Annotated in this window: 25 protein-coding genes; 17 read left to right on the top strand and 8 right to left on the bottom strand. The window is 71.0% G+C overall.

Features of this window, described 5'->3' with window-relative positions; genetic code table 11:
• Positions 1-205 precede the first annotated feature (205 nt).
• From ACGFZW_RS30325 to ACGFZW_RS30280, 10 genes are all read left to right on the top strand, one after another.
• On the top strand, positions 206-1,261 hold the full coding sequence (locus ACGFZW_RS30325; protein ID WP_393896461.1) for a Rossmann-like and DUF2520 domain-containing protein: 1,056 nt from the start codon (positions 206-208) through the stop codon (positions 1,259-1,261).
• Positions 1,258-2,433, top strand: a complete 1,176-nt coding sequence (panC, locus tag ACGFZW_RS30320; RefSeq protein ID WP_393896460.1) for a pantoate--beta-alanine ligase — start codon at positions 1,258-1,260, stop codon at positions 2,431-2,433. The genes ACGFZW_RS30325 and panC overlap by 4 nt, the downstream gene beginning before the upstream one ends.
• Positions 2,430-4,208 (top strand): L-aspartate oxidase, encoded by a 1,779-nt coding sequence (locus ACGFZW_RS30315; protein ID WP_393896459.1) that lies wholly within the window; start codon positions 2,430-2,432, stop codon positions 4,206-4,208. Before panC ends, ACGFZW_RS30315 begins: the two co-directional genes overlap by 4 nt.
• Positions 4,205-5,254, top strand: a complete 1,050-nt coding sequence (gene nadC, locus ACGFZW_RS30310; RefSeq protein ID WP_393896458.1) for a carboxylating nicotinate-nucleotide diphosphorylase — start codon at positions 4,205-4,207, stop codon at positions 5,252-5,254. Before ACGFZW_RS30315 ends, nadC begins: the two co-directional genes overlap by 4 nt.
• A 5-nt stretch (positions 5,255-5,259) precedes the next feature.
• Positions 5,260-6,057 (top strand): type III pantothenate kinase, encoded by a 798-nt coding sequence (locus tag ACGFZW_RS30305; protein WP_393896457.1) that lies wholly within the window; start codon positions 5,260-5,262, stop codon positions 6,055-6,057.
• Between the two features lie 121 nt (positions 6,058-6,178).
• Positions 6,179-6,808 (top strand): hypothetical protein, encoded by a 630-nt coding sequence (locus tag ACGFZW_RS30300; protein ID WP_393896456.1) that lies wholly within the window; start codon positions 6,179-6,181, stop codon positions 6,806-6,808.
• 45 nt (positions 6,809-6,853) lie between these two features.
• Positions 6,854-7,033, top strand: coding sequence for a hypothetical protein (locus ACGFZW_RS30295; protein WP_393896455.1), 180 nt, complete (start codon positions 6,854-6,856; stop codon positions 7,031-7,033).
• 170 nt (positions 7,034-7,203) lie between these two features.
• The gene (locus ACGFZW_RS30290) at positions 7,204-7,659 is read left to right on the top strand and encodes a BlaI/MecI/CopY family transcriptional regulator (protein ID WP_393896569.1); all 456 of its coding nucleotides are present in this window, start codon (positions 7,204-7,206) and stop codon (positions 7,657-7,659) included.
• A 9-nt stretch (positions 7,660-7,668) separates the two neighbouring features.
• Positions 7,669-8,187 carry an amino-acid N-acetyltransferase gene (locus tag ACGFZW_RS30285; protein ID WP_393896454.1) on the top strand — a complete coding sequence of 173 codons (519 nt, stop codon included), beginning with the start codon at positions 7,669-7,671 and terminating at the stop codon, positions 8,185-8,187.
• A 157-nt stretch (positions 8,188-8,344) separates the two neighbouring features.
• Positions 8,345-8,680: an Lsr2 family protein gene (locus ACGFZW_RS30280; RefSeq protein WP_393896453.1), complete on the top strand. Its 336-nt coding sequence runs from the start codon at positions 8,345-8,347 to the stop codon at positions 8,678-8,680.
• On the opposite strand, the gene ACGFZW_RS30275 is transcribed toward ACGFZW_RS30280, so the two are convergent.
• Positions 8,611-9,237, bottom strand: a complete 627-nt coding sequence (locus ACGFZW_RS30275; protein ID WP_393896568.1) for an SCO3374 family protein — start codon at positions 9,235-9,237, stop codon at positions 8,611-8,613. The two genes, ACGFZW_RS30280 and ACGFZW_RS30275, sit on opposite strands and share 70 nt — an antisense overlap.
• 615 nt (positions 9,238-9,852) lie before the next feature.
• On the opposite strand from ACGFZW_RS30275, the gene ACGFZW_RS30270 reads away from it, so the two are divergent.
• Positions 9,853-12,378 (top strand): ATP-dependent Clp protease ATP-binding subunit, encoded by a 2,526-nt coding sequence (locus ACGFZW_RS30270; RefSeq protein ID WP_393896452.1) that lies wholly within the window; start codon positions 9,853-9,855, stop codon positions 12,376-12,378.
• Positions 12,379-12,554: 176 nt separating this feature from the next.
• Here ACGFZW_RS30270 and ACGFZW_RS30265 read toward each other — a convergent pair whose 3' ends face one another.
• The gene (locus ACGFZW_RS30265) at positions 12,555-15,185 is read right to left on the bottom strand and encodes an NACHT domain-containing protein (RefSeq protein ID WP_393896451.1); all 2,631 of its coding nucleotides are present in this window, start codon (positions 15,183-15,185) and stop codon (positions 12,555-12,557) included.
• Positions 15,186-16,042: 857 nt separating this feature from the next.
• Here ACGFZW_RS30265 and ACGFZW_RS30260 point away from each other — a divergent pair.
• A complete protein-coding gene (locus tag ACGFZW_RS30260; protein WP_393896450.1) occupies positions 16,043-16,714 on the top strand; it encodes a M23 family metallopeptidase in 672 nt (223 codons plus the stop codon).
• Here ACGFZW_RS30260 and ACGFZW_RS30255 read toward each other — a convergent pair.
• The gene (locus tag ACGFZW_RS30255) at positions 16,696-17,310 is read right to left on the bottom strand and encodes a TetR/AcrR family transcriptional regulator (RefSeq protein ID WP_393896449.1); all 615 of its coding nucleotides are present in this window, start codon (positions 17,308-17,310) and stop codon (positions 16,696-16,698) included. The genes ACGFZW_RS30260 and ACGFZW_RS30255 overlap by 19 nt on opposite strands.
• Before the next feature lie 135 nt (positions 17,311-17,445).
• Here ACGFZW_RS30255 and ACGFZW_RS30250 point away from each other — a divergent pair, with 135 nt between their 5' ends.
• Together ACGFZW_RS30250 and ACGFZW_RS30245 are read left to right on the top strand one after the other, a co-directional pair.
• Complete coding sequence (locus ACGFZW_RS30250) at positions 17,446-19,053, top strand: MDR family MFS transporter (protein ID WP_393896448.1); 1,608 nt, start codon at positions 17,446-17,448, stop codon at positions 19,051-19,053.
• Positions 19,054-19,270: 217 nt separating this feature from the next.
• Entirely contained in the window at positions 19,271-19,744 is a 474-nt protein-coding gene (locus ACGFZW_RS30245) for a VOC family protein (RefSeq protein ID WP_393896447.1), read from the top strand.
• Positions 19,745-19,764: 20 nt separating this feature from the next.
• On the opposite strand, the gene cseC is transcribed toward ACGFZW_RS30245, so the two are convergent.
• The 3 genes from cseC to ACGFZW_RS30230 are packed head-to-tail and all read right to left on the bottom strand — an operon-like array spanning position 19,765 to position 22,292.
• A complete protein-coding gene (cseC, locus tag ACGFZW_RS30240) occupies positions 19,765-21,066 on the bottom strand; it encodes a two-component system sensor histidine kinase CseC (protein WP_393896446.1) in 1,302 nt (433 codons plus the stop codon).
• 8 nt (positions 21,067-21,074) lie between these two features.
• Complete coding sequence (gene cseB / locus ACGFZW_RS30235; RefSeq protein WP_393896445.1) at positions 21,075-21,776, bottom strand: two-component system response regulator CseB; 702 nt, start codon at positions 21,774-21,776, stop codon at positions 21,075-21,077.
• Positions 21,777-21,785: 9 nt separating this feature from the next.
• Entirely contained in the window at positions 21,786-22,292 is a 507-nt protein-coding gene (locus ACGFZW_RS30230; RefSeq protein ID WP_393896444.1) for a hypothetical protein, read from the bottom strand.
• 19 nt (positions 22,293-22,311) lie between these two features.
• Between ACGFZW_RS30230 and ACGFZW_RS30225 the strand changes: the two genes are divergently transcribed.
• On the top strand, positions 22,312-22,512 hold the full coding sequence (locus ACGFZW_RS30225; RefSeq protein WP_393896443.1) for a hypothetical protein: 201 nt from the start codon (positions 22,312-22,314) through the stop codon (positions 22,510-22,512).
• Positions 22,513-22,572: 60 nt separating this feature from the next.
• On the opposite strand, the gene ACGFZW_RS30220 is transcribed toward ACGFZW_RS30225, so the two are convergent.
• Positions 22,573-23,124 carry a SigE family RNA polymerase sigma factor gene (locus ACGFZW_RS30220; RefSeq protein WP_393896442.1) on the bottom strand — a complete coding sequence of 184 codons (552 nt, stop codon included), beginning with the start codon at positions 23,122-23,124 and terminating at the stop codon, positions 22,573-22,575.
• 445 nt (positions 23,125-23,569) lie between these two features.
• Positions 23,570-24,529 (bottom strand): A/G-specific adenine glycosylase, encoded by a 960-nt coding sequence (locus ACGFZW_RS30215; protein WP_393896441.1) that lies wholly within the window; start codon positions 24,527-24,529, stop codon positions 23,570-23,572.
• A gap of 380 nt (positions 24,530-24,909) precedes the next feature.
• On the opposite strand from ACGFZW_RS30215, the gene ACGFZW_RS30210 reads away from it, so the two are divergent.
• Both ACGFZW_RS30210 and ACGFZW_RS30205 read left to right on the top strand, forming a co-directional pair.
• Positions 24,910-25,398 (top strand): pyridoxamine 5'-phosphate oxidase, encoded by a 489-nt coding sequence (locus ACGFZW_RS30210; protein ID WP_393896440.1) that lies wholly within the window; start codon positions 24,910-24,912, stop codon positions 25,396-25,398.
• Between the two features lie 255 nt (positions 25,399-25,653).
• Complete coding sequence (locus ACGFZW_RS30205; protein ID WP_393896439.1) at positions 25,654-26,505, top strand: hypothetical protein; 852 nt, start codon at positions 25,654-25,656, stop codon at positions 26,503-26,505.
• Positions 26,506-26,600 lie beyond the last annotated feature (95 nt).

Below are 26,600 nucleotides of genomic sequence, written 5' to 3'. Positions count from 1 at the left end.
CATGGCCCCCACCTGCTGTTCCGCTCGCGCTGTCGCATCGAGCATGGCCCACCCCCGCGCGCCTCCGCGACCCCTGTGGATAACCGCCGGACGAGACGCCCGTCTCACCCTCCGTACAGCTCTGAAGTCCGCCCGAAACACTCGCGTAGCATGGCCACGAATCGTCCGGTACCCCCCGCGGACTGGAACGGAAGGCCATCGCCGCGTGAATGCAATCCCACCCACCGAGGCCCAGGACCGCCCCGCCCGACTCTCCGTCGGAGTGGTCGGCGCCGGCCGCGTCGGTCCCGCCCTCGCCGCGTCGCTGCAGCTCGCAGGGCACCATCCGGTCGCCGTGTCCGGGGTCTCCGACGCCTCCGTACGACGTGCCGCCGCCCTGCTGCCCGATGTCCCCCTGGTCAGCCCCGCCGAGGTCCTCGCCCGCGCGGACCTGGTGTTGCTGACCGTCCCCGACGACGCCCTCCCCGGCCTGGTCAGCGGCCTCGCCGAGACCGGTGCGGTCCGGCCGGGCCAGCTGCTGGTGCACACATCGGGCCGGTTCGGCACGGCGGTGCTCGATCCGGCCACCCGTGCCGGTGCGCTGCCGCTGGCCCTGCACCCGGCCATGACGTTCACCGGCACCACCGTGGACGTCCAGCGGCTGGCCGGCTGCTCGTTCGGCGTGACCTCGCCCGTCGAGCTGCGGATGGCCGCCGAGGCCCTGGTCATCGAGATGGGCGGCGAGCCCGAGTGGATCGCGGAATCGGCCCGTCCGCTCTACCACGCGGCCCTCGCCATCGGCGCGAACCACCTGGTCACGCTGGTCGCCCAGTCCATGGAGCTGCTGAGCACGGCCGGTGTGGCTGCCCCGGACCGGATGCTCGGCCCGCTGCTCGGCGCGGCCCTGGACAACGCCTTGCGCTCCGGTGACGCGGCGCTGACCGGCCCGGTCGCCCGCGGTGACGCGGGCACCGTCGCCGCCCACGTCGAGGAGCTGCGCGCGCACGCGCCGCAGAGCGTCGCCGGATACCTCGCCATGGCCCGTATGACGGCCGACCGGGCGCTGGCCCACGGCCTGCTCAAGCCGGAGCTGGCCCAGGACCTGCTGGAGGTGCTCGCCGAGGGCGGCCGGGGTTCCGGCGCCCAGGAGCCCAGCCCCGAGACGTCCACGTCCGGCGAGGGCACCTCCGGCCCCCCGGACACCCCCGGTGCCGACGAAGGGCCCGGCTCGGACGAAGGTCCCGGGTCCCCGGGCCACGACCCCGAGGGAGACGACCGATGACCGCCGCCCGCCCTGGCACCGGCGCGGCTCCCGCCCCGCGCACCCAGCTCGTGCACTCCGCCGCGGCTCTCCGCGAGCTGCCGCGCCGCAGTGGCCGGCGTGCCGTCGTGATGACGATGGGAGCCCTGCACGAGGGACACGCCACCCTGATCCGCGCCGCGCGCGAGCGCGTCGGCGCGGACGGCCAGGTCGTGGTGACGGTCTTCGTCAACCCGCTGCAGTTCGGCGCGGGTGAGGATCTCGACCGCTATCCGCGCACCCTTGACGCCGATGTCGTACTGGCCGGCCGGGCGGGCGCGGACGTGGTCTTCGCGCCCTCCGTCGACGAGGTCTATCCGGGCGGCGAGCCGCAGATCCGGATCAGCGCAGGACCCATGGGCACCCCCCTGGAGGGCGCCAGCCGCCCCGGGCACTTCGACGGCGTGCTGACGGTCGTCGCCAAACTCCTGCACCTCTCCGCCCCTGACGTCGCGTTCTACGGACAGAAGGACGCCCAGCAGCTCGCGGTGATCACACGCATGGCGGCCGACCTCAACTTCCCCGTCGAGATCGTGGGCGTCCCCACGGTTCGCGAGGACGACGGCCTGGCCCTCTCCAGCCGCAACCGCTACCTCTCCGCAGAGGAGCGGCGCACCGCGCTCGCGCTGTCCGCCGCGCTCTTCGCCGCCCGTGACCGGCTCGCCGCCGAGGAGGCGCTGCGCGCCCGCGCCGCCCTCGCCGGTCACCCCGCGCCGGACCGGTCCGCGGCGCTGGCGGCGCTGGGCGAGGACCGGGCCGCCGCCGACGCGCACGCCGTCGCCTACGCCGCGTCGGGACCGCCGCACGGCCCGTCCGTCGCGCTGGCCGCGGCCCGCGCCGTCCTGGAGGACGCGGCCCGCCTCGACCCGCCGCTCGTGCCGGACTACGTGGCCCTGGTCGACCCGTCCGACTTCACCGAGGTCCCGGAGGACTACGAGGGCGAGGCGGTGCTCGCGATCGCCGCCAAGGTCGGTACCACCCGTCTCATCGACAACATCCGCCTCGCCTTCGGCACCACCGCCCCGGAGCAGGCCCCGGAGCAGGGCTCCGAGCAGGCCCCGGGCACCGCCCCTGCGCACCACCGCACACCCGGGACCGGCGACCCCGCCGCGTCCCCGACCACCTCACCAGGCCCCCTCGGAGCGACCCGATGACCGCCACCGGAACAGGCCCCGGCCCCGGCATACGCCTCAATGCCCCCGCCCCCGGGTGGTCCATCGCCGCGGATGTCGTCGTCGTGGGCTCCGGAGTGGCGGGTCTGACCGCCGCGCTGCGCTGTGCCGCCGCCGGCCGCCGGACCGTCGTCGTCACCAAGGCCCGCCTGGACGACGGCTCCACCCGCTGGGCCCAGGGCGGCATCGCCGCGGCACTGGGGGAGGGCGACACCCCCGAGCAGCACCTTGCCGACACCCTCGTCGCCGGTGCCGGCCTGTGCGACGAGGCAGCCGTCCGGGCCCTGGTCACCGAGGGGCCCGACGCCGTCCACCGGCTGATCACCACCGGTGCGCGCTTCGACACCGCGCCCGGCAGCGACGAGATAGCGCTGACCCGTGAAGGCGGCCACCACCGCCGTCGTATCGCGCACGCCGGCGGCGACGCCACCGGGGCCGAGATCTCCCGCGCGCTCGTCGAGGCTGTCCGCGCCGCCGGGCTGCGCACCATCGAGAACGCGCTCGTGCTGGACCTGCTCACCGACGCCGAGGGCCGTACGTCCGGCGTGACCCTGCACGTCATGGGGGAGGGGCAGCACGACGGCGTGGGCGCGGTGCACGCCCCTGCGGTCGTCCTGGCCACCGGCGGCATGGGGCAGGTGTTCTCCGCGACCACCAACCCGGCCGTCTCCACCGGTGACGGGGTGGCGCTGGCGCTGCGCGCCGGCGCCGAGGTGTCCGACCTCGAATTCGTCCAATTCCACCCCACCGTCCTGTATTTGGGGCCGGACGCCGAGGGCCAGCAGCCGCTCATCTCCGAGGCGGTGCGCGGCGAGGGCGCCTACCTCGTGGACGCCGACGGCACCCGTTTCATGGTCGGTCAGCACGAACTCGCCGAGCTGGCGCCGCGCGACATCGTCGCCAAGGCGATCATGCGGCGGGCGCACGAACAGGGCGCCGAGCACATGTACTTGGACGCCCGCCACTTCGGCGCCGCGATGTGGGAGACCCGCTTCCCGACCATCCTCGCCGCGTGCCGCAGCCACGGCATCGACCCCGTCACCGACCCCATACCGGTGGCCCCCGCCGCCCACTACGCCTCCGGCGGCGTCCGCACCGACCTGTACGGCCGTACGACCGTGCCCGGCCTCTACGCCTGCGGCGAGGTGGCCTGCACCGGCGTGCACGGCGCCAACCGCCTCGCCTCCAACTCCCTTCTGGAGGGCCTGGTCTTCGCCGAGCGGATCGCCGCGGACATCGCCGCGGAGCCGGCCGCCCCCGCCCCGGCGTCCGCCCCCGCCCCGGAGCCCGCAACGCTGCGGCTCCTCCCGCCGGAGACCCGTATCGCGGTGCAGCGGATCATGACGACGGGCGCCGGAGTGCTGCGCAGCGCCGAGAGCCTCGCGCGGGCCGCGGAAGCGCTCGACCGCACCCACCGTGAGGCGGCCGAGGTGGCGCAGGGGGCCGACGGCGCCTTCGGCAAGCCGCCCACGCCCGGCGTGGAGGCATGGGAGGCCACCAACCTGCTGTGTGTGGCCCGGGTACTGGTCGCCGCCGCGCAGCGCCGCGAGGAAACCCGCGGCTGCCATTGGCGCGAGGACCACCCCGACCGGGACGATGTCTCCTGGCGCCGCCACTTCCGCATCACCCTCGACGCGGACCGCGCGCTGACGATCCGTACGACGGACACCGCGGACTTCCCGGCGACCCTCGCCCGGCAGCCGTTCCTCACCACCCCTCAGCCCACCACCTCCCCCGATTCGGAGCCCGCCCCGTGAGCAGCACCCCCGACGACCTCCCTCTCCTCCAGATCGGCGGGCAGGCGAGCAGCGCCCCCACCGGTGGCGGCTGCGGCGACGCCTGCGGCTGCGGCGGCGGCGCCGACGACGGCGCCTACGAGCTGGACCCGCTCACCTGCGGCCTCGACCCCGACCTGGCCGCCCTCCTGGTGGACGCCGGACTCGACCCCGTCCAGGTCGAGGACATCGCCCATCTGGCCGTGGAGGAGGACCTCGACCAGGGGGTGGACGTCACGACCGTGGCGACCGTCCCCGAGGACGCGGTGGCCACCGGCGACTTCACCGCCCGGGAGGCCGGTACGGTCGCCGGGCTGCGTATCGCCGAGGCGGTCCTGTCCATCGTCTGCACCGACGAGTTCGCCGTGGAGCGGCACGTCGAGGACGGCGACCGGGTGGCGGCCGGCACCCGCCTGCTGAGCGTCACCACCCGCACCCGCGATCTGCTCACCGCCGAGCGCAGCGCGCTGAACATCCTGTGCCGGCTCTCGGGCATCGCGACCGCAACCCGGGCCTGGGCGGACACCCTCGAAGGCACCAAGGCCAAGGTCCGTGACACCCGCAAGACCACCCCGGGGCTGCGTGCCCTGGAGAAGTTCGCGGTGCGCTGCGGCGGCGGCGTCAACCACCGGATGTCGCTGTCGGACGCGGCGCTGATCAAGGACAACCACGTCGTCGCTGCGGGCGGCGTCGCCGCGGCCTTCACGGCCGTACGGTCGGAGTTCCCCGGTCTGGCGATCGAGGTGGAGGTCGACCGCCTCGACCAGATCCCGCCGATCCTCGCCGAGGGCGCCGACCTGATCCTGCTGGACAACTTCACCCCCGAGGAGACCCGGGAGGCGGTGGCCCTCGTCAAGGGCCGCGCGATGCTGGAGTCGTCGGGCCGGCTGAACCTGGACAACGCCCGGACGTACGCCGAGACCGGTGTCGACTACCTCGCGGTGGGCGCGCTCACGCACTCCTCCCGGATCCTCGACATCGGCCTCGACCTGCGCGAGGGCGACGACGACCTGCCCGAGGATGCCTGAGCGCCATGCTGCTGACCATTGACGTGGGCAACACCCACACCGTTCTGGGCCTCTTCGACGGCGAGGAGATCGTCGAGCACTGGCGGATCTCCACCGACGCCCGGCGCACCGCCGACGAACTCGCGGTGCTGCTCCAGGGCCTGATGGGCATGCACCCGCTCCTCGGCGAGGAGCTGGGCGACGGCATCGAGGGCATCGCCATCTGCTCCACGGTGCCCTCCGTCCTGCACGAGCTGCGCGAGGTCACCCGCCGCTACTACGGCGACGTCCCCGCGGTCCTGGTGGAGCCGGGCGTCAAGACGGGCGTGCCGATCCTCATGGACAACCCGAAGGAGGTCGGCGCCGACCGGATCATCAACGCCCTGGCGGCGGTCGAGCTGTTCGGCGGTCCCGCGGTGGTCGTCGACTTCGGTACGGCCACCACGTTCGACGCGGTCAGCGCCCGCGGCGAGTACGTCGGCGGGGTGATCGCGCCCGGCATCGAGATCTCGGTGGACGCCCTGGGGGTCAAGGGCGCCCAGCTGCGCAAGATCGAGCTTGCCCGGCCGCGCAGCGTCATCGGCAAGAACACCGTCGAGGCGATGCAGTCCGGCATCCTCTACGGCTTCGCGGGTCAGGTCGACGGCGTCGTGCAGCGGATGGCCCGGGAGCTGGCCGAGGATCCGGACGAGGTGACGGTCATCGCCACCGGCGGTCTGGCGCCGATGGTGCTGGGCGAGTCCTCGGTGATCGACGAGCACGAGCCGTGGCTCACCCTCATCGGCCTGCGGCTGGTCTACGAACGGAACATCGCCCGGTCGTGACCGGCAGGACCTGGAGGAGCACGACCGGCACCTCCCTCACGCGCGCTGTGGCGCGGCTCGCTGCCGCGCCACAGCACACGAATTAAGCGGCATTTGTCCGAAACGGCCGTAAAGTCGCGGCATGCCTATGCCCTACGGATCCCGCGGCGGCATGGCGTTCGGCGCCGATGAGTTGCGTGTGCTCCGTCGCGCCCTCGCCCATGTCCTGCAGTCGACGTCCCCCTCCGCCCCGTTCGGCGCCTTCGCCCCGGACCGGACGGAGGACATCCAGGAATATCTCCGGCTTGCCGAGGCGGTGGACGAGGCGGTCCACGAAGGCGGCCGGCTGCGCGCCTTTCTGCTCGCCGACCTCGCCCGCTACCGCGAGGCCCTGCCGGGCTCCGCAGCCGGCTATCTGGCCCAGCTCAAGGAGGTCCTGGCGACCGGTTACGTCCCCGACCCCGACGACCTCGCCGCCCTGCGCGCGCTGAACGCCCGGCCCACCGGAGCGGTGGAGAGCGAGCGCCGCATCACGCTGCTGCGCCACTGCGAGCGGCTGGCCGAGCGCTCCGTACGCGCCCGGCTGCGCGCACTGCCAGGCGGCCGGTCGGGCGACGAGCCCGAGAAGCGTCCCGACGACGAGCCGGAGCCGCGCCCCGCGCCGAAGCCGCAGTCGCACCCCCCGAAGCCGGACCGCCCCATCCCCACGCCGGGGGAGGTCTTCCCGCCCCGTCGCAAGCCCGCCCCGCCCCCCGAGACACGCACCGCCTGAGCGCTGCGTACCCTGGAAACCTCACGTCTCAAGGAGGCCCACGCCATGGATTACGTCGCAGCGCTGCTTCCGCCCGTGGTGATGGCGGTGGCTTTCACCGGGCTGATCGTCACGATCGTCAAGAGCCAGGGCGGCGCGAACAAGTCCAAGGAAGACGCCGCCGTGGACGCCGCGCTCAACCGCTCGGACGCCGCCCACCAGGGCCCCACGGCGCACGGCGCCTGACGCCCCGCCGCCTTTCGGGCGGCCCGCACACACGGTACGACCCGGGATTGATCGTCCCGGGTCGTACATCCTTTTTCCCGCACAACGCTGCGAGATCAACCGTCATTCGCGACATTTCCCACTATTCTTCTTGTGTGCCGAGACGCTTGGGTGATCTGGAAGACGCGGTGATGACGCGGGTCTGGGAGTGGAACCGCCCGGTCACCGTTCGAGAAGTCCTGGAAGATCTCCAGAAGGAACGGTCGATCGCGTACACGACGGTCATGACCGTATTGGACAACCTCCATCAGAAGGGCTGGGTGCGCCGCGAAGCGGAAGGCCGCGCCTATCGCTATGAGGCGGTCTCGACCCGCGCCGCCTACTCGGCCGCACTGATGAACGAAGCATGGTCCGCCAGTGACAACCCGGCGGCCGCTCTCGTGGCCTTCTTCGGCATGATGTCGCCGGAACAACGGCATGCTCTGCGTGATGCCGTACGCATGGTGCAGGTCGATGAGCCACCCGAAGCTGCAGAAGTCGTGGCACCCGTTGAAGCCGCGCCTCCGGAAGCCGCGCAAGCGCCTGAAGAAGGACCGCCGGCCGAAGGTGATGAACCCGAAGCGGGCGATGCCGGCAAGGGGCGATAGCGTCCCCGCATGCCTCCGCATTCAAAAGGCCTCACCGTCCGCCGCGCCAGGACCAGCGATGTACCGGTCGTACGCCGCCTCATCGACTCCTACTCACGGGACGGGATCCTGCTCGACAAAGCCACCGTCACGCTTTACGAGGACATCCAGGAGTTCTGGGTCGCCGAGCGCGACGAAGATGCCGCCGTGGTCGGCTGCGGGGCACTCCATGTGATGTGGGAAGACCTGGCAGAGGTGCGCACTCTCGCCGTGGACCCGCAGCTGAAGGGCTCCGGCGTCGGACACCAAGTCCTCGACAAGCTGCTGAGCACCGCGCGTTGGCTCGGAGTACGCCGCATTTTCTGTCTCACCTTCGAAGTCGACTTCTTCGTCAAGCACGGCTTCGTGGAGATCGGCGAGACTCCCGTTGACGGTGATGTCTACAGCGAGCTGCTGCGTTCCTATGACGAGGGCGTTGCCGAGTTCCTCGGTCTCGAACGAGTGAAGCCGAACACCCTGGGTAACAGTCGGATGCTTCTGCACCTGTGATCAGTGTTCTATGTCCGAATCGCTCCCCTATCTCATGGCTACGGAAGGATGCGTTCCCCGCTCTGCGGGCAACTGAACCCTACCCAAGGGTTTGTGTTTTTCCGGGAAAAGCGGTTTGCTTTCCGTCGTAATCCACATTCGATGAAAGGGAAACCCGGTGGCACAGAAGGTTCAGGTTCTTCTTGTCGACGACCTCGACGGCGGCGAAGCCGACGAGACCGTCACGTTCTCTCTCGACGGCAAGTCCTACGAGATCGACCTCACCACCGCCAACGCTGCCAAGCTGCGCGAGTCGCTCGCCGACTTCGTCAAGGCCGGTCGCCGTACCGGTGGTCGTGCTTCCTCGGGTCGCGGCAAGGCCCGTGCGGCCGCCGGTGGCACGCAGGACACCGCCAAGGTGCGCGCCTGGGCGAAGGAGAACGGCTACAACGTCAATGACCGTGGCCGTGTCCCCGCCGACATTCGCGAGGCATACGAGAAGGCCAACGGCTGATCGCCACACGCGCGATCCGATTGGGCTTTACCAGCACGCAGCAACCGGGCCCGGTGGCATTCCGTCGCCGCCGCGCCCACGAGTCGTACGAGGTCGGGGGCGCCCCCAACGTCCCCGATTCCTGCCCCGAACCCCGTGGTGGACAGGGAAATACCGGCCTCGCAGCCTGGTTCGGGAGGTCGCAGCCACCCCGCGGCCTCCCGCGTGCCGAATCCGCACGACGGCGGGCCGGCCGCACGTAACGCGGGCGTGGGGAGCGAGGGGGCGGGCATCCGGTCTCCTGCCCCGCGTGCCGTGAGATCCGGCACGAGGTCGCCCCACTCCAGCCATTCCAGGATTCCGGGGAGTTCCTCCGCGCCACCCGCCGCGATGAGGATGAGTAATTTCGGCCGATCAGCATGGCGTTTCCCGTCGCGTCCGCACCGCGCGCACCAGCCGCCGCATTCCGCGCGGCGGCGGCCGTGCGGACCGCGGGAGCCGCGCGGGTCACGCAGCAGCGCCACCGGCCCCGTGTGCGGCAGCCTGCGCAGTACGGCGCCGCCCGCGTCGGCCGGCATCTCCAGGACGTCGAAGCCCAGCCCGGTGAGCAGCTCCACCGGCTCCGTGCCGGTGGTCGCCCAGCCCAGCTCCTCCTCGTACCACCGGCGTACGGCGGAGAGAGGGCTGCGGGGTCGCGGAAGCGCGCGGGCCATGCCCGGTGCAACTGCCGAATACCCGGGAAGTTACGCTGGGTTGACAGCTGAATACGCAACGTGCTGGGAGAAGGGGGTGTGGCGGCGCATTCAGTGGCGTGCGGTTGTTCGCCCGTAGCGGATGGAGCGGCCCCGCGCTGCATGGAGTGTCAGTGCCAGCGGGTAAGACATTCCCAGTGGGAAGAAACGGTGTGACCGCGTGCAATGCGCCGGTCCTGCGCAGAGGGCGGACGGGTCGGCGGGCGTGTCGACAAAGGGCGCGTTCGCCACGGGCGTAGTGGCGGAGGGCGTATATGCCTGGCCTGCGGGAACATCGTCTCGCACCATCGGGTTGGAGCAGATGTCGGCTGTTCGGGGCAGGAGGCCAAGGACGGGTGTCGGCAGTTGGAATGAGCTGTCCCGCCCTGCGGGACTAGCATGCGGAAGGACAGGGAGGGGACCGACCCCTAACTGCCTGACCGCTCTGAGGAGCGATTAACGATGTTCGAGAGGTTCACCGACCGCGCGCGGCGGGTTGTCGTCCTGGCTCAGGAAGAAGCCCGGATGCTCAACCACAACTACATCGGCACCGAGCACATTCTCCTGGGCCTGATCCATGAGGGTGAGGGTGTCGCCGCTAAGGCCCTGGAGAGCCTCGGGATTTCGCTCGAGGCGGTCCGCCAGCAGGTGGAGGAGATCATCGGGCAGGGCCAGCAGGCTCCGTCCGGGCACATTCCCTTCACCCCCCGTGCCAAGAAGGTCCTGGAGCTTTCGCTCCGCGAGGCCCTCCAGCTCGGCCACAACTACATCGGTACGGAGCACATCCTGCTCGGCCTGATCCGCGAGGGCGAGGGCGTCGCCGCCCAGGTCCTCGTGAAGCTGGGCGCCGATCTCAACCGGGTGCGGCAGCAGGTCATCCAGCTGCTCTCCGGCTACCAGGGCAAGGAAGCCGCCACCGCAGGCGGCCCGGCCGAGGGCACGCCCTCGACCTCGCTCGTCCTGGACCAGTTCGGCCGCAACCTCACCCAGGCCGCTCGTGAAACCAAGCTCGACCCGGTCATCGGGCGCGAGAAGGAGATCGAGCGGGTCATGCAGGTGCTGTCCCGCCGTACCAAGAACAACCCGGTCCTCATCGGCGAGCCCGGCGTCGGCAAGACGGCGGTCGTCGAGGGCCTGGCGCAGGCCATCGTCAAGGGCGAGGTGCCCGAGACCCTCAAGGACAAGCACCTCTACACCCTCGACCTCGGTGCCCTGGTCGCCGGCTCCCGCTACCGCGGTGACTTCGAGGAGCGCCTGAAGAAGGTGCTCAAGGAGATCCGCACCCGCGGCGACATCATCCTGTTCATCGACGAGCTCCACACCCTGGTGGGTGCGGGTGCCGCCGAGGGCGCGATCGACGCCGCGAGCATCCTCAAGCCCATGCTGGCGCGAGGCGAGCTGCAGACCATCGGTGCCACCACGCTCGACGAGTACCGCAAGCACCTGGAGAAGGACGCGGCCCTCGAGCGCCGCTTCCAGCCGATCCAGGTCGCGGAGCCGTCGCTGCCGCACACCATCGAGATCCTCAAGGGCCTGCGGGACCGTTACGAGGCGCACCACCGCGTCTCCATCACGGACTCCGCCCTGGTCGCCGCCGCCACCCTGGCCGACCGCTACATCTCCGACCGCTTCCTGCCGGACAAGGCGATCGACCTGATCGACGAGGCCGGCTCCCGGATGCGGATCCGCCGGATGACCGCGCCGCCGGACCTGCGCGAGTTCGACGAGAAGATCGCCGACGTGCGCCGGGAGAAGGAGTCCGCGATCGATTCGCAGGACTTCGAGATGGCCGCGGGCCTGCGCGACAAGGAGAAGCAGCTCCTGGCCGCGAAGGCGAAGCGGGAGAAGGAGTGGAAGGCCGGCGACATGGATGTCGTCGCCGAGGTGGATGAGGAGCTGATCGCCGAGGTTCTGGCGACGGCCACCGGCATCCCGGTCTTCAAGCTCACCGAGGAGGAGTCCTCGCGTCTGCTGCGGATGGAAGACGAGCTGCACAAGCGCGTCATCGGCCAGAAGGACGCCATCAAGGCGCTCTCCCAGGCCATCCGCCGTACCCGCGCCGGACTGAAGGACCCCAAGCGTCCCGGTGGCTCGTTCATCTTCGCCGGCCCGTCCGGTGTCGGTAAGACCGAGCTGTCCAAGACGCTGGCGGAGTTCCTCTTCGGTGACGAGGACGCGCTGATCTCCCTCGACATGTCGGAGTTCAGCGAGAAGCACACGGTCTCCCGGCTGTTCGGTTCGCCTCCCGGCTACGTCGGCTACGAAGAGGGCGGCCAGCTCACCGAGAAGGTGCGCCGCAAGCCGTTCTCCGTCGTGCTCTTCGACGAGGTCGAGAAGGCCCACCCGGACATCTTCAACTCGCTGCTGCAGATCCTGGAGGACGGTCGTCTGACCGACTCCCAGGGCCGGGTCGTGGACTTCAAGAACACGGTCATCATCATGACGACCAACCTCGGCACCCGGGACATCTCCAAGGGCTTCAACCTGGGCTTCGCGGCCCAGGGAGACACCAAGTCCTCCTACGAGCGGATGAAGAACAAGGTCAACGAAGAGCTCAAGCAGCACTTCCGCCCCGAGTTCCTCAACCGTGTCGACGACACCGTGGTCTTCCACCAGCTGACCGAGGAAGACATCATCCAGATCGTCGACCTCATGATCGCCAAGGTGGACGAGCGGCTCAAGGACCGGGACATGGGTCTGGAGCTCAGCAGCGAGGCCAAGTCGCTGTTGGCCAAGCGCGGGTACGACCCGGTGCTCGGCGCCCGGCCGCTGCGCCGGACGATCCAGCGCGAGATCGAGGACGCCCTCTCGGAGAAGATCCTCTTCAGCGAGCTGCGTCCGGGCCACATCGTGGTCGTCGATGTCGAGGGCGAGGGTGACACCGCCAAGTTCACCTTCCGCGGCGAGGAGAAGTCGGCCCTGCCGGACGCCCCGCCGATCGAGTCCGCGGCCGGCGGTTCGGGTCCGAACCTGAGCAAGGACGCATAACCCGCGTCCGCGCACCGCACGACAGAAACCGCCCCGGAACCGTTTCGTACGGTTCCGGGGCGGTTCTGTGTGGCGGGAGGGGCTGACGGGCCGGCGACTGCCGCTGTGCGCCAGGGCGTGTCCGCAAAATGCCATCGCCCGCCCGCGGGCCAGAGGTGGGACTTTGCGGACACGCTCTATAGCTGGATGACGCGGATGTCCTCGGGAATGCCGGTCACCGGGCGGATGCGGTTGCCGATCATGAGGATCTCCAGCCGGGGGAAGGCGGCCAGCCACTCCATGGAGACACCGAGGTCGTAGCCGAGCCACAGCCGGGTCAGCCCGTCGGCCGGGGCGATGCCCTCGATGAGCTGGTCGGGGGTGAAGGCCCCGGCGATCCGCAGGTGCGGACGGCCGCCCAGGCGGCGCAGCGCGTGCAGTTCCTCCAGGTCGGAGACCGGGAAATACAGTTCGGCCGGCTCCAGGTGGGCGATGATCTCGCGGGCGTAGCGGGCGGTGTCGTAGCGCCGCCAGGCCCCCGCGAGCTGCGACCGGATGTCGTGGTGCGCCCGGTCGCGCAGCCCGGTCAGGTAGTCGATGGCCATGTCGTCGGCGATGGAGGTCGCGGTGATGGCGAGGAGGTGGGCCTCGTCGTCGGGGACGCCGGTGGGGTCGGGAAGCATTTCCAGCACGATCGGCCCGATCCAGCCGAGGGCGCGGGCGGCGGATGGCGTGCTGGGGCGCACCATGTCGCGGGTGAAGCGCTGGACGCGGGCGCGGACCGCGGGGTCCAGCTCGGTGGCGTGCTCCAGACAGGCGGCGGCGAGCAGCTTGCGGTGCCTGGCCTCGGCGGCGCGTACGCCGGCGTACGGGGCGAGCAGACCGTCCAGGAGGGCCGCGCACTCGTCCGGGCGGGAGAGCGCGACGGCCATCCGGATGACGTCCTCCCAGTCGTCGTGGTGGGCGTGCTTCAGCAGCAGTCCGAAGTCGTGCCGCTGCACCGTGGCGCGGGCGGAGAGGTAGTCCTGGAAGGTCCGGTGCACGAAGTCGACGGTGCCGGGGGTGGGCTCGCGCAGCAGCCCGGTGCGGTTGAGGAGGTGGCGGAAGACGTCCTCGGGTCCGCCCTGGCGGGCCGCGTCGGGAATGGCGGGCAGATGCTCCGCGAGCGTGGCGATCGCGACGTCCTTGTCCATCTCGGAGCGGCCGTTGAGCAGCATCCACTGGGCGAGCTTCTGGAGCAGCTGGATCTTGGGCTGGCGGGTCAGGTCGACGCCGTCGGTGGCGACCATGGCGCGCTCGCGGTCCCTGCGCTCCAGCAGCATCGACAGTGCGGCGTCGTAGAGCTCCTTGCGGCCGTTGGGGAGGTAGCCGCGGCGGTCGCGGTGCAGGGCGCACAGCAGGCCGCACATCAGCGGGTTGGTGGCCAGCCTGCCGAGGTCGCGGGTGATGCGGACGGCGTTGAGCAGGGTGTGCTCGTACTGGTCGAGGCGGTCGAGGTCGGTGGGGTTCTCCTGGGCGGCGGCGCGGTGCCAGCGCTGGATGAACGCGGCGATGTCGTCGCGGCTCATCGGCGCCAGGGCCAGTTCGGTGAAGCCCTCGGCGGCGAGCCAGTTGTCGCGTACGGCGGAGGGACGGGACGTGACGATCCAGACGTTGCCGGGGTAGCGCGCGGTCCAGTCGCGCAGCTTGCGGCGTACCTGCTCGCGGTCGCTCTCCGGAGCTTCGTCGATGCCGTCGATCAGCAGCAGGGCGCGGCCGGCGGTCAGTACGCGCTCGGCCCAGCCGGGCGGCTGGGAGGCGGCGTGCGGGTAGCCGACGGCGGTCAGGAACGTCGCGGGGGAGGGGAAGCCGTCGCGGGCGAAGCGGCGTACCGGCAGCAGGAACGGGATCTTTCCGCGGAGGTCGGACAGCGCCTCGGGCAGCTCGTCGCGTGCGGTGGCCACCGTCAGCCACTGCAGCAGGGTCGTCTTACCGGATCCGGCGACGCCGCGGACCATGACCTTGCTGCGGCCGGAGAGCGCCTGCTCGGCGGGCACCGGTGGCTCGTCCTGCCCTGCGGCGTCCCGCGGGGTGCCATCGGCGCGCGGTGCGGCGCCGCCGGCGTCGTCGAGGGCACCGGGCTCGCACTGAAGCCCCAGGTAGGCGGTGTCCAGCGGCCAGCTGTCGGGGGAGTGGGCGAGGTCGATGCCGAAGATCGTGAGGTGGTTGTGGAGGACGGCGGTGTCGTGGGCGTAGCGCTCCTCGAAGGCGGCGTCCTCGGTGGCGCGGGACGGCGCCGGGGTGAGGGCCCCGTGGCCGTGGAGCAGCTCGGCGAGGGTGCGGGTCTGTTCGGTGAGGGTGCGGGCGACGAACGCCGAGCGCCGGGTGAAGAAGTGCAGGATGTGCAGGGCCGCGGTGTCCAGAAGCAGCCCGTAGAGCCGCGCGCCGCGCTCGGTGAGCTTCTCCGTCACGCCGGGCACCGTCTCGCGGAGACGGCCGGCGAACGCGGCGGGCAGCAGCCGGGCGGCCTGGAGGTCGTCCATCTCGATCTCGTCCAGTGCCCGCAGGGTGCGGGCGAGGGCGGCGGTGACGGCAGGGTCCTCGTCCGCGCCGATGAGGCGCTCGCCGGGGCCGTCGCCGTCCAGTGCCCGCTCGACGAGGACCGCGGCGATGTGATCCAGGTCCCGCTCGGTCAGGGTGCGCTTCTCACCGGCGAAGGAGACCAGGCGGGAGATGCGTACGGGGCGGTCGACGAGGTCGGCCGCGGGGCCGTCGTGGGCGAAGAGCTTGCGGATCAGCGGATCGATGACATGCGGGCTGAGGCGGGCGGCGACGGTCGTGGGATCCATGCGTTCCCCGTAACTGCTTTTCAGGACACGGTCGTTGAGGGTTCAGCCTAGGCGAGGGCGCGGCCGACGGGCAGGTGTGGACGGCCTCGGGCAGGCGGCCGGGGCCGGTGGGTGCGGCGTGCGGTAGCCAGTGGGTGTGGCGGCGGGAGCCGGGGGCGGGCGTGCGGCCATCGCCGGTGGGGGCGGAGGCGGGGGGGGGGGGGGCGATGCGGGGCGCAGGGGTGCGTGCGATCCGCCGGGAGGCGCCCGGCCGGGGCCCGGAGCCCGCCACGCGCGCCGGACGCGGCGTCGAGACCCCCATTTGCGAGCAATTTGGACATTTCTCGTGCTTTTGAGTTACCCGGGTCACAAAGGAATCGGCCTTTCGGTAACCCACGTCACAAAGGTCCCCGGCCTTCCGGTAACCCACGTCACAAAGGCCTTAGGTCCCGAAGCGGACGCCCGAAAGGCCCGCGAAAAGGGATTCGATCTTAGGTATTCGTGACTTGCCGCACAGGCGATTTTGGCCCTACTAGAGGAATTAGCAGAATGCGGCATCGGGTGGCGGGGGGTTGTGTGCCCCTGGCGCACAAGGGTGGCGCGCGGGTTGCCTTGGGATGGGGAGCGGCCGTGGGGCGTATGCGTAAATGCCCAGCTCAATAGGGGCATGGGGGGTGCCCGAACCGCTTCGGTATGCCCGATTTCGGTCGATTGGTACCGGGGTGGTGATGGTGCCGGCGTGGGTCTATTTCCAGGCCCCCCGGTACGGCATTGGTTAGTAGAAAGGGGCCTTGGCGAGGTGGCGCCGAGGGGTTACCAAGGAATGGCTATCCCGGTCCGCAGCCGGAAAGTTCATTTCTCATCGGAGGTAAACCCGCATGTCGAAGTTCGCCACTCTCTTTAACGCCAAGAAGTCCGCTCTGCGCAATCGCAGCGTCGTTGTGGCCGCCGGTGTCGGCGTCACCGTCGCGCTCGGCGCCGGTGTCGCCACCGCGGCCGACGGCGGCCTGATGAACCTGACCTCTGGCGTCGGTTCGGCCGTCACCGCGCAGGCCGACGCACAGGCGAAGGCTGCCGTCGAGGCCAAGCAGGCCGCGGCGAAGGCCAAGGCCGCCGCCGCGAAGAAGGCCAACGGCTGGGTCAAGCCGGTCGACAAGTACACGCTGGGCTCGACCTTCGGTCTTGCCGGCAACATGTGGTCGAGCAAGCACAGTGGCCAGGACTTCGTCGTGCCCAGCGGCACCGCGGTCAAGGCCGTCCACAAGGGCACCGTCGTCAAGGCCGGTCCCAACGGTGGCGGCGACGGTCCCGCGTACGGCAACGCCATTGTGATCAAGCACGACGGCGGCACGTACACCCAGTACGCCCACCTGTCATCGATAAAGGTCCAGGTGGGGCAGCAGGTCGGTACCGGCCAGGAGATCGGTCTGTCCGGCAGCACCGGTAACTCCTCCGGCCCCCACCTGCACTTCGAGGTCCGCACCGGTCCCGACTACGGGACGGGCGTCGAGCCGACCGGATTCCTGCGGGCTCACGGCGACTCTGTCTGAGCTGAGTCCGGCCGGGCTGGCCGGCGGCTCGGCGGGTTGGCCGCCGTGACCAGTTCTGTGGCGACCTCGAGGAGTGCATTGCGCTTCTCCTCGGGGTCGCCCTCCACGTTCTGCATCGCGAACATGCCCGCGTGCAGCGAGAACAGCGCCGTGATGCAGCGCACCTGATCCGTCAGCTCGGACTCCGGCTCCTTGAGCAGGTCGAAGAGCGAGAGCATCCGCTGTTTGAAGGTCTCGCCGATGCTGAGGTCGCGGACGGCGGCCTGGTTCTCCTGCATGAAGCGGAAGAGGGGCTCGCCCGCCCGCAGCGACTCGCTGTAGCGGCGGATGACCTCCTGCTTCGTCTCCAGGGTGCGTGGTTGCCCCTGGGCCCAGGTGATCAGCTCGTCGATGGGCTTGACCAGGTCCTGGAACAGGCTGATGACGATGTCTTCCTTGGTCTTGAAGTGGTAGTAGAGCGCCGCCTTGGTGACATCGAGCTGCTCGGCGATCTCCCGCAGCGAGGTCTTGTCGTAGCCGTGTTCCGAGAACAGCTCCAGAGCGACGTCCTGGATGCGCTGGCGGGTGTTGCCCCTGCGCGCCTGCGGTGTGCCCATTGCTGCTCTCCTGCGTTTGTCGTGGCCGGTCCGGCGCGACCGCAAATTAACTTACTTGACGACCGGCTAGTTGGCGGCTTACCTTCATCACTGTACTGAACTAGCCGGGCGGCAAGTAAGTGGGAGTGATGGGGGATGTCGCAGAAACAAGCGACGCCAGCGGGGGAAGAGCAGAAACCGGCGGCTTCGGGGAAGCAGCCCGCCAGCGTGCGGGTGGTGCTCTTCGCGCTGATGATCGCGATGCTGCTGGCCATGCTGGACAACATGATCGTCGGCACCGCGATGCCGACCATCGTCGGTGAGCTGGGCGGTCTGGAACACCTGTCATGGGTGGTCACCGCTTATACGCTCGCCACCGCCGCTTCGACCCCGATCTGGGGCAAGCTCGGCGACATGTACGGGCGCAAGGGCGTCTTCCTGACGTCCATCGTGCTCTTCCTGATCGGCTCGGTGCTGTCCGGAATGGCCCAGGACATGGGTCAGCTGATCGGCTTCCGCGCGGTCCAGGGGCTGGGCGCGGGCGGTCTGATGGTCGGCGTCATGGCGATCATCGGCGATCTGATTCCGCCGCGGGAGCGCGGTAAGTACCAGGGCATGATGGCCGGTGTGATGGCCGTCGCGATGATCGGCGGGCCGCTGGTCGGCGGCACCATCACCGACCACCTCGGCTGGCGCTGGAGCTTCTACATCAACCTCCCGCTCGGGGCGATCGCGCTGGTCATGGTGACCGCGGTGCTGCATCTGCCGAAGAAGCGCGCGCAGGCCCGGATCGACTACGTCGGCGCCGCGCTGCTCACCGTCGGGATCACCTCGCTGGTGCTCATCACCACCTGGGGCGGAACCGAGTACGACTGGCTATCGACCCAGATCGTCGGGCTCGGCATCCTCGGCGTGGTCGCGCTGGTCCTCTTCGTCCTGGTGGAGCGCAAGGTCAGCGAGCCGGTGCTGCCGCTGCACATCTTCCGCAACGGCAACTTCTCGCTCGTCACCCTCATCGGTTTCCTCGTCGGCTTCGTGATGTTCGGGTCGATGACGTTCCTGCCGCTGTTCCAGCAGACCGTGCAGGGCGCCTCGGCCACGAACTCCGGCTTGCTGCTGCTGCCGATGCTGCTGGCGATGATGGTGGTCTCGCTGTTCGCCGGCCGGGTCACCACCCAGTCCGGCAGGTACAAGATCTTCGTCGTGGTGGGCGGCGGTCTGATCACCGCGGGCCTCGCGCTGCTGTCGCTGATGGACACCGACACCACGCGCTTCACCTCGGGCGCCTACATGGCGGTGCTCGGCGCCGGTATGGGCTTCCTGATGCAGACCACGATGCTGATCGCGCAGAACAGCGTCGAGATGAAGGACATGGGCGTCGGATCCTCCTCCGCGACCCTCTTCCGTACGATCGGCGGCTCCTTCGGTGTCGCGATCTTCGGGGCGATCTTCACCAACCAGGTGCAGTCCGCGATGACCGAGCGGATCGGCGGGGCCGGCGAGAAGGTGACCGGCGGCGGGGCCCAGATGGACCCCAAGGGCCTGGCCCAGCTGCCGCCCATGGTCAAGGACGCCTACCTGCACGCGGTCGCCACCGGCACCCACCACGTCTTCCTGTGGGGCGCTGCCGTCAGCGTCATCGGCTTCGCCGCGGCCTGGTTCCTCAAGGAGGTGCCGCTGCGCGGTGGCCCGGCCACTCCGGCCGAGAGCTCCGAGGAGGGCACCACTCAGGTGGACCGTCCGGCGGTGGCGGAGTCCGTCTGACCCGCCTCACCTCATGACGGCCGAGCGGCCCCCGGCGTACGCGCCGGGGGCCGCTCGCTCTGTGGTGCGAAGGTCGGCCGTGCCGCGAAACCGCGTCCCACCGAAGAAGCGCCGCGGGGGCGGTCCTGCCTACGGTGAACGGGCACAAGTGCACATGGCAGAAGTCCGCACGCAGCCCGGGACCGCGTCGCGGGCGGGACACCGTGAGGAGCAGACCATGATCAAGGGCATCGCCATCAGCACCGTCTGGGTGCTCGACCAGAACCGGGCCAAGGAGTTCTACACCGAGAAGCTCGGCATGGAGGTCCGTACGGACCTGCGGATGGGCGGCGCGGGCGGCCCGCGCCTGCTCACTGTCGGTGCCAAGAGCCAGCCCGAGGTTGAACTGACGCTGATGGTGCCGGGGCCACCCGGGATGGACCCGGAGTCCGCCGACGTCCTCAAGCAGCTGGTCGGCAAGGGAATGCTGGGCGCGGGCGTGCTGGCCACCGACGACGTGTACGGCGAGTACACCGAGCTCAAGGCCAGGGGAGTGGAGTTCCTCCAGGAGCCGCAGGAGCGGCCGTACGGAACCGAGGCGCTCTTCCGCGACGACTCAGGCAACCGGTTCTCCCTGGTCCAGCGGCGCGAGCAGCTCGACCTGGACCGGGGCTGGGTCGACTGCGTCGACGAGAAGTGGACCGAGGTCTGACGCGGGGAGCGGGCCGGCGCTCAACGGTCGGGGAGGTGGAGGACGGGGAAGCTGCCGGTATCGGTCGGCGCGTTCTCCGGCAGCCACAGCACGGAGACCGCGCCCGTCGAGCCGTCGGTGACCGCGTCGGCGTTGCGGAAGGTCAGCCGCGCCCCGAGGACCCGGGCCTGGCCGGCCGCGATCGTCAGGCCCAGGCCGTGGCCCCGGCCCGCCCGGTCGCTGCTGCCGGTCCTGAAGCGGCTCGGCCCTTCCCGCAGCAGCGCCTCGGGGAAGCCGGGCCCGTGGTCGCGGACCCGCAGCACTCGGCCCTCGACGGTGACCTCGATCGGCGGTTTGCCGTGCCGGGCGGCATTGGCGATGAGGTTGCCCAGGATGCGCTCCAGGCGGCGCGGGTCGGTGGTCACCTCCGCGTCCCGTACGACATCGATGTGGATGTCCGGGTCGAGTGCGCGGACCCGGCGGGTGACGAACTCGCCGAGCGCGACTCCCTGGAGCTCGGCACGCTCCGCGTAGCCGTCCAGCCGCGCCACTTCCAGCACGTCCTCGACGAGTGTGCGCAGTGCTTGCGCCCGGTCGCGCACCAGCTCGGAGGGGCGGCCGGGGGGCAGCAGTTCCGCGGCGGTCAGCAGGCCGGTGACCGGGGTGCGCAGTTCGTGGGCGATGTCCGCTGTGACCCGGCGCTCCGCCTCGATGCGCTGCTGGAGGGCGTCGGACATGGCGTCGACCGCCCACGCCAGGTCGTCGGTCTCGTCCCGGACCCGGCCGCCGACCTCGTCGCGGATACGGACCGAGGTGTCGCCGTCGGCGAGCTTCCCGGCGGCGGCCGCCGCCTTGCGCAGCCGCTGGGAGAGCCGGCCGCCGACCAGCACACCCAGCGCGCAGCCGCCGACCACGACCGCGGTGGAGCCGACGAGCAGCGCGCGGTCGAGGTCGTCCAGCACGGCGAAGCGGTCGGGGAAGCTGTCGTGCATGGACAGCACCCGGCCGTTGCCGATCGGTGCGGCGGCCCATACCTCGGGGGCGGTCTGCCCGGTGTCCTGGAGGTAGGTGGCGCGGGTGTTCTTGGCGACCTCGTCGCGCAGCTCCTGGGGCAGGGCGGGGTCGTCGATCTTCGCGCCGAACTGCAGCCGGTTCGTCGACTCGAAGATCTTCTCGGTGAAGTTGAGCCGCTCGACCTGCACATCGCGGCTGTTGTCGAGCATGGAGACGCGGGCGGCGTTGTGCACGACGATGCTCAGCGCGATCGCGACCAGCGCTCCGACGAGCGCGATCGCGGCGCTGAGCTTCCATCTCAGACCCGTCCGCAGGGCCAGCCTGACCACCGCGGGGCTCAGCCTCTCAGCTTGTATCCGAAGCCGCGGACCGTCTCGATCCGGTCCTGGCCGATCTTTCCGCGCAGCCGCTGGACGTGGACGTCCACGACCCGGGTGTCCCCGCCCCAGCCGTAGTCCCACACCCGCTCCAGCAGCCGGTCGCGCGAGAGGACCGTACCGGGCGCGTCGGAGAACTCCAGCAGCAGGCGCATCTCGGTGGGTGTCAGCGCGACGTTCTCGCCGCCCTTGCGGACCTCCATGCCCTCGGTGTCCACCTCCAGGTCACCGAAGCGCAGGACGGCCTCGGCGGGCACGTCGTCCGCGGAGGCCGATCGGTCCGCGCCGCCGGCGTGCCCGAAGCGGCGCAGCACCGCGCGGATCCGGGCGACCAGCACCGCGCCGTCGAACGGCTTGGTGACGTAGTCGTCGGCGCCGGCCTCCAGGCCGAGCACCACGTCGATGGAGTCGGCGCGGGCCGACAGCATGATCACGGGAACCGTTGACTCATCACGGATCCGCCGGCACAGGCTGACCCCGTCGAGCCCCGGCACCATCACGTCCAGCAGCGCGATGTCGGGGCGGTCGGCGCGGAACGCCTCCAGCCCGGCGAGGCCGTCGGGCATCGCCGTGACGACGAAGCCGTCCCGCTCCAGCGCGAGTTGGGTGGCTTCGCGGATGACGTCGTCGTCCTCGACGAAGAGCACATGGGTGTCGGCCATGCGGTTGTCTCAACCCTCCCGTTGGGTGCCGTCCTCCGGCTCGCTGCCGTCGGCGGTGGTCTTGCTGTAGTCGGTGTGGTGCTCGGTGCTCCCGGTGAAGCGGCCGCCCGCCCACCGGTAGGTCATCACATCCTCACCGGAAGGACAGCACACCTTGTCATCCGTGTCATAGGTCTGCAGCGAGACCTCGAGGTAGCCGTTGGTGGCCCCGGCGGAGACCGAGGGCTGCTCATTGGCGTACACGTTCTCGTACCCGCTGGGAGCGCCGCTGTCCCTGCGGTAGACGTACGCGCCGATGCCGACCGAGTCCGCGCAGGTCATGACGTTGACGATGATGTCAGGTGACTTGCCGCCGGTCAGGGACGCGTGGGACACCTCGACCGGGTACTCGTCGGCCGCGCAGGGCTCTGCGAGGGACTTCTTCACATCGGCGCCGACTTCCGGGTCGGCCTTCACCAACGCGACCGCGTCGACCTTCTTGTACTGGGCGCTGGAGGTCGGGGCGGGAGAGGACACCGCTCCTTGGGGCGCGGGCGTGCTGCTCGCCGTCCCCTCGGCACGCACGCCCTCGCCTCCGGGATTGCATCCGGCCAGCAAAAGGCCGACGGCGGCCACCCCCGCCGTGGCCGCGCCGCCCTTGGTCAACCCGCTTCTGGTCAACCTGTTCCTGGTCAATCCGCTCCTGCTCACCGTGCTGCTCGCACAGCCGCCGATTTCGCCGCTGTTCCCTTGGTGATTGTCGCGCGCCGAGCTGTGTGCCGGGAGGCGCCCGGTACCCGGTGGCGTAAGCCGCCGCTCAGGCCGCGCACCGATCCCTCTCCTGCTCCCCGCGCTCCAGCATCCGCGCGTCGATGTCGCGGTTCTCCAGCTCCTGACGCAGCCGCGCCAGCGCGCGGTGCAGGGTGCTCTTGACCGTACCCGTGGACATGCCGAGCGCCGCCGCGGTCTCCTCGGTGCTCATCTGCTCCCAGTGTCGCAGGACGACCACACTGCGCTGCTTGGGCGCCAGCACGCCGAGGATGTCCATCAGCAGGGCGCGGTCGGCGCGCTGCTCGGTGCCGTCGTCGACGCTGGCGTCGGGAAGCTGCTCGGTGGGCACTTCCTCCAGCTTGCGGGCCCGCCACCACTCGGTCCTGGTGTTGATCATGACGCGGCGGAGGTAGGCGTCCGCCAGTGACTTGTCCGCTATACCGTCCCAGCGCCCGTACGTGCGGACCAGGGCCGTCTGCAGCAGGTCCTGGGCGTCGACCGGGTCGGGTACCAGCCGTCGCGCGCTGCGCAGCAGGGCCTCCTGCCGCGTACGTACGTATTCCTCGAAGTCCAGTACCTTGCCGCCGCTGGTCGCCATTCCGACGCCTCCGATCCGCTTGCGTTCCCCACGTTGACCGCGCTGGTGGTCATCTCCAGCACGAGGAAGACGCTACGGAGGGGGTGTTGCGGCGTAATGTGCGTCGGCCCCACAGCGAGTGCACGGAAAACCCTCGGTTGTGTAACAGCCCGCCGGGGGTCATACCTCGGACGGACGGCGGGCCTTGGCGGATCATCCTCCGGACGGACACGACCCCCGTCGCAAGGGCTACCGGCCTGGTGGCGGCAGGAATCGGGGACCGTCCGGCCCTCGTGGACGCTGCCCGCTCGGCGGCTGATCCGTCATCAGCGTGCCCGGAGAGCTCGCCACCGACGGGCCCGGAGTGCAGGGGCGAACCGAGGGGAGGGCGGCACGCCTGACGTGGCGTGCCGCTGTCCGGTCGGTCGGTGCCCGGCCCGCGTGCGGGCCGGGCGCGCCCCTCGCGTCAGGTCAGCGGCAGTCGGTAACGGCCGCCTGCCAGCGGCTCCACCAGGCCGTCGGAGACCAGCCCGTCCAGCGCACGGGCCCGCTGCACCGGCTCGTCCCACACCGAGTCCAGCACGACCTGCGGCACCGGCGATACGGCCTCGCGCAGGACGGCCAGCAGCTTGCCGCGGACCTGCCGGTCGGTGCCGGCGTACGTCTGCACGCGGCGCGGCGGGCCCTCGTGCACCGGCGACCCGGCCACCCGCCAGGCGCACTGCGAGGCGATCGGGCAGCGTACGCACTCCGGTGCGCGCGCCGTGCACACCAGCGCGCCCAGCTCCATCGTGGCCGCCGCCCAGCGCGCCGCGAGGTTCTCGTCCTCGGGCAGCAGCGCGCGGGCGAGCTTGCGCTCGGCGGCGGTGGTGGCGTTCGGCGGGTACTGGCGGCCGACGACCGCGCGGGCGAAGACCCGGCGCACGTTGGTGTCCAGCACCGCGTGCCGCTGCCCGTAGGCGAACGACGCGACGGCAGCGGCGGTGTACTCGCCGACACCGGGAAGCGCCAGCAACTGGCCGTGCTCACGCGGTACGTCACCGCCGTGGCGCTCCTGTATGGCGGACGCGGCGGCGTGCAGGCGCAGCGCGCGCCGTGGGTAGCCGAGCCGGCCCCAGGCGCGCACGGCCTCGCCCGGCGCCTCGGCGGCCAGGTCGGCGGGGCGCGGCCAGCGGGCCAGCCACTGCTCGTACACCGGCAGCACTCTGCTGACCGGCGTCTGCTGGAGCATGAACTCGCTGACCATCACGCCCCAGGCGCCGGCCTCGGGGCGGCGCCAGGGCAGATCGCGGGCATGCTCGTCGAACCAGTCGGTGACCGGGCCGTGCAGGCCGGTCCCGTCGGCGGCCTCCACGGCGGATGCGGCGGAGGAGGCGATCTCGGCGGCGGCGGTCGTGGCAGTGGGGAGGGCAGGCGTCGAAGTCATGGCACACCGATCCTGGCACGAGGAGGAGCGACCGGGAAACGTACCGGGCCCGCGCCGCCGCACGCCCACCCGCTCGCAGCACGGCCGGATACCTACGGGTGGCGGCTACCGGCGGTACGCGGCTGCCCCGGGCGGCGACCGGCGTCGTGCCCCTGACCTGCGGGCGGGCGCCGGCGGGCGGCCGCAGTACCCGGGCGCGACGGCGAAGCGCGGGAAAGTGCGGGTTTTCGTCGCGCGCCGACGGCGTGGCGCGACCGCGGCGCGCCGGACGCGGCCCGTTCGGAGGCCGGTTCGTGCTCGGGACGGGTTGTCACACGGACACGCGCCGCCCGGGGCGGGCCGGTGCGTGTGCCGCGACGGTGACGGGTGAGGATGCCCGGATGACTGGGATGAACTGCCCGGACGGGATCCGGCGGGCACTTGCCGCGCACTCGACCATGACGCTCGCCTATACGGACGAGGACGGACCGCAGGCGTGCGCCGTGCTGTACGCCAGTGATGCGCAGGCGCCGGGCGCGGCGGACGGGCCCGCGCTGTACTTCGTCACGGCGACCACGACCCGGCACGGCCGGACGCTCGCGCGGCCCGGCGCGCGGGTGGCGTTCACCGCGCAGCGCGATGGCCAGGAGTGGAGCGCGCTGACCGGCTTGCAGGGGCGCGGCGACTGCCGGCCGCTGGCCGAGGCGGAGCGGGCGGCCGGCTGGCGGATCTACACCGAGCGCTTCCCGTTCGTCGCGGCGGACGAGCGGCTCCGCGGGGCCCTGGAGCGCACCACGCTGTGGGAGCTGCGGCCCGACTGGCTGCGGCTGATCGACAACGGTCAGGGCTTCGGGCACAAGGAGGAGTGGCACCGGGCGGCCGCCTCGTAGGCCACCCTCCGGCACCCTTGGGTCGCAGGCTGCGACCGTACGGATGTGATCCGGCCGCCTCGGGCCCGAGCCGTCGCGAAGCGGTCGGAACGGGTCCGACCAGGGCGGATCGGACCGGATGGGCCGTCGGATCGGCGCACCTGGGAGGGGCAGGGCCGGGCCGGGACCGCTCTCCGGGCTGATCATGGGAAAAGTTGCCGCTTCGTACGGCGGGTACTGGACGGTGCGGCGGCGGATCTCTCGTACAGTTTCCGCGTGGGATCACTGCGCAATCCGATCGGGCCGCTTCCCTCCTCCATCTACTGGCGGCGGAGGGCCGTTGCGCTGGCCATCGTCGTCCTGCTCGCCCTCCTGGTGGTGTGGGTCGTCAGCTGGGGCGGCGACGGCTCCGGCGACAACCAGGGCAAGGGATCGGAGCGCCCGGGTCCCGCGACCTCCATCACCCCCGGCCCCTCCTCCACCGGCCCGGCGATCAGTCAGAAGCCGGGCGGGCGTGACGAGTCGGGTCCCGGCGGGGGCGATTCCGGTTCGGGCTCCGGCTCCGGCGGTGCGGGTGGCGGTTCGGCTTCCGGCGGTGCCAGCGGTGCCAGCGGCGGCAGCGGCGGTTCGGGTGGCTCGGGCTCCGGCGGTTCCGGTGGCGCCGGCGCGAGCCTGCCGATCGGCGAGGGATCGGGCGGCGTCGCCGTACCGGCCGGTTCGTCCGTCCCCAACTGCACGAACAGCAAGGTCACTTTGGCCCTGCACAGCGTGAAGAATTCCTACGCCCCGGGCGAGAAGCCGAAGTTCGAGGTGACGGTCAAGAACTCCGGTGGTTCGGCCTGCAAGGTGGATCTCGGCCGGAAGGCCGCGGTGCTCACCATCAGCGACACCGCGGACGACGACCGGGTGTGGGTGTCCGCGGACTGCCCCGAGGGCAGCGGTACGGCACTGCTGAAGGTGCCGGCGAAGGGCTCCACGAAGCGCGTCGTCGAATGGGACCGCAGGGCGAGCGCCCCGCGGTGCGCGACGCCGAGCGCCGCCGCGGTGCCGGCCGGCACGTATCTGATCGAGGCCAAGGTCCCCGGGCTGTCCACCGCCCGCACCTCCTTCGTCCTCGCCAAGGACTGACCCGGGCGTCGCGGAGCCGGCGGCCCAGTGTCGCCAACGCCACCGTCCTTATGCGGAGTTGGCCTGCCGCCCTCCGTCTCCGCGCCTTTGACCGG

The sequence above is a fragment of the Streptomyces sp. NPDC048248 genome, assembly GCF_043201875.1.
GTDB lineage: Bacteria > Actinomycetota > Actinomycetes > Streptomycetales > Streptomycetaceae > Streptomyces.
Note: the sequence above shows the minus strand (reverse complement) of the source record. Positions and strands in the feature narration are given on the sequence as shown.